This window comes from Bradyrhizobium sp., assembly GCF_019244115.1.
Taxonomy (GTDB): domain Bacteria; phylum Pseudomonadota; class Alphaproteobacteria; order Rhizobiales; family Xanthobacteraceae; genus Bradyrhizobium.
Map to the genome: position 1 here is coordinate 1 of NZ_JAFATE010000367.1, position 3081 is coordinate 3081.

A 3081-nucleotide genomic window follows, 5' to 3' on the forward strand; every position below is an offset into this window, starting at 1 on the left:
GTTCGGCAACTCCAGGATCGCCTCCGAATCGATTCCAGCGGGGGCGGGGCGGCGCATCTGGACGACGCCACCGTTCTGTTGTGTCAGAGGCTCAGACAGGCCGGCATGGTCCCACGGGTCCTGTGTGACCTCATCGAAATTTCGGACCAAAGCTGGACCGCAGCCGCCGAAGGCCTGCTCGGACGCGACAGGGAGGCGGTCTTCGTCGATCGCCCGGATATTGCGCGAGCCACGGCGCTCTTCAAGGAAGGCCGGCGCGAATTCCGAAGAGCTTCGCTCGTCAGCCTGAACAAGCTCGATCGCCTCAAGACCGAGCCGCAACCGGGTACGTTCCCGACCATCTTTGAGACCGACGACGCCGATGCCATTGCCTTCATCGTCAGGCGGCACGGCTCGGTCCGGCTCGCCGATACGCTCGTCCAGTTCAACGAGCCGGGCCGGGCGATCATGAAGGATGGTCTTTACGATGATGGTCTGGTTCGGACGCATCGTGCCGCCGATCCGTCGACATTCAAGATCGGCAAGACCGCCCAGCTTCGCCTGCTGCAGGACATGCGGGAGGAAGTCGACCGGCTGGCGGACGCAAGCCGGCGCAGCGAGGGGGCGGCGAGGCTCGCGGACACAGCTTATCAGGAGCTGCGCCGTTTTTGCGAGAACGGAACCGGGACGTTCTCATCGACTGTGGCCGACTTCGGGAAAGCCGTGCAGGAGAAGGAGGAGGCCGAAAGGCGCATCGCGGCGCTGGATGGTCAAGGCGACGGCGGCTTGCGCGACAAGCAAAGCGAGCAGCGAAGCCTGAGGGGCATTCGGTTGGATGAACGTAGGACTCAGCAGGGGGTGTACAACAAGCATTTCGCCGAGGCCGACAAGGCAAAGAGCACGATCGAAAGCGGCGATAGCATGCCCGGATCGCGGCTCAGCGTCAGGCTGGCCTGGTCCTTATATGAGAAGATCCTCCCGCTCTATGATCGAATTTCGGGCCGCATGACCTATCGCGCCCGGTTCGCTGCGACACCGAAGAAATCGGACACTGATCGGCATCGCGCGATTGCGGAGACGGCCACGAAGGCGGCCGAAGTTGCTGAGGCGGAACGCAACGGCATCGAACGTCAGGTCCGCCGGGCGCTCGGCGACTACTTCGACAAGTTCGGCGTGGTTTCGCAGGTGGGTACCGAAAGCGAGCCGCTGCGCGAGGTGAAGCCGTGGATGGACCTGCTGATCCAGGAGATGGAGACGAACGAACTGCGCCGGTACGAGCGCCAGGCGAGGGAGGCTGCCGACAAGGCTTCGACCCTGCTGCGCGGCGAGTTCATCAACGCGTTGACCTCCAGAATCAGCAAGATGGAGCGCGAGTTGAGCGCGATGAACCGCGGGCTGGCGGACCATCCGTTCCACAACGAAAAATATTCGTTCCATCACACCAGGCTGGTCGAGTTTCAGCCGATCCTGAAAATCATCGAGATCAGCAAGACCTCGCCCGAAGCGCTCGACATGCTGTTCAAGGGCGATGAGGTGCCGGACGATTTTCCTCATCGTGATACGCTGCGCGAAATCGAAGTGCTGCTCGAGGATCCCGACAAGGATTTTGGCGAGTTCGAGGATTACCGCAACTTCTTCACCTTCGAGATCCATATGCAGGATATCGTCAGTGGCCGCACCACCCGGTGGGAAACGCGGCGCGGTACGGGATCGGGCGCCGAACAGCAGGTTCCGATCTATGTCGCGATCGGAGCCTCACTTGCCTCGGTCTACGCCAGCGGCAAGGCGCGTGGCAACCCGCCGTCCGGCATGTCGCTGGCGATCTTCGATGAGGCGTTTTCCAAGATGGACGGAAAGAACCAGCGGCAGATGATGAGCTTCTACAAGAAGCTCGGTCTGCAGATCATCATCGCCGCGCCGAACGAGAAACGCATCGCCGTTCTCGAGCACATCGACACGGTCGTCGAAGTCGACCGGATCGGGGAAAGCGCCCGCGCCACGGTAGCCCAGCTGAAGGAGCGCGCTCGCACTGAACTGCGGGCAATGGATCCGGACCTTCTCCCGGATGACGAATTGAAGAAGCTGGCGGCCGAGTAGCATGGTGCGACAGTTTGCCGATGCGAGGGAGTTGATGGACGATCTGCTGGATCGCCACGAAAGCGGCACCGCCAGTCCATTCGGGTATCCGGACTATTCCGCTTTCGCTGACGTCTCCGAGATCGACAGTTTCGTGAAGCAGCTTCAGGAGGCGGAAGCTGCCGGTGCAATCGGCATCGTAAGGGGGAGGGGGCGTAACCAAGACAAGATCGAACGCGTGAGATTGAACGACGTCTTGCGACTTTACGATCTGCTCGGCCGCAGGCCGGTCGGCGAACGGGCTGCCCAGGCCCACCGCTGCTTGCTCGAAGGGGTCGATGTACCGAACGAGTTCGAAATCCCGATCGCCGCAATTCGTGCCGCCTGGGATCGCGGTGGTGCGTGGCAGGGATTTGCCGCGCAGGACGCGGATCGGCTCCGCACTGCGCTGCTGCTGGCCAAGGCGATCCTCGAAGGCAAGCACCGCGGCGTCGACTATCGGACGTTTTCCCGAAGGATTGCCGGCGAGAGCAAGGCCTTGGAGAAGGTCGAGGGGGCGGTCGTCCGGATCCTGGCCTCGGCGCTGGAATTGCCGCCCGCTGCTCATCCGAAGGACGCGCTCCGTACCCTCGGTCTGGAGAAATTTGCCCCTCCGATGTTGCTTGCCGGGCGCGTCGATTTCGACGCGGCCAAGCTGTCGCTCGCGCGGCCGACTTACTTCGGCATTCCGCCCGCGCAGGCCGATCGGGTTCGGCTGACAGAAAGGCCGCGATACCTGTTGACGATCGAGAATTTTGCGAGTTTCAACCGGCATGTCACCGAGGCGGATCCGGAAGCCCGTGGCCTGACCGTCTATGTCGGTGGATATCCTTCCTTTGCGACGCAGGATGCCCTCCGATGCTTTGCGCGCGCCATTCCAACGGAGGTTCCGTTCTATCACTGGTCGGACATCGATCCGGATGGCACCTGGATTTTCCGAACCATCGAGCGGATCATCGAGCGGCCGTTGCGACCACATCTGATGGC

Annotated in this window: 2 protein-coding genes; both read left to right on the forward strand. The window is 62.2% G+C overall.

Annotated elements, in window-relative coordinates; all coding sequences use genetic code 11:
- The coding region (locus tag JOZ76_RS16195; protein WP_291699677.1) for an SbcC/MukB-like Walker B domain-containing protein at positions 1-2076 on the forward strand (2076 nt) is incomplete at its 5' end.
- Between the two features lie 34 nt (positions 2077-2110).
- The coding region (locus tag JOZ76_RS16200; protein ID WP_291699679.1) for a Wadjet anti-phage system protein JetD domain-containing protein at positions 2111-3081 on the forward strand (971 nt) is incomplete at its 3' end.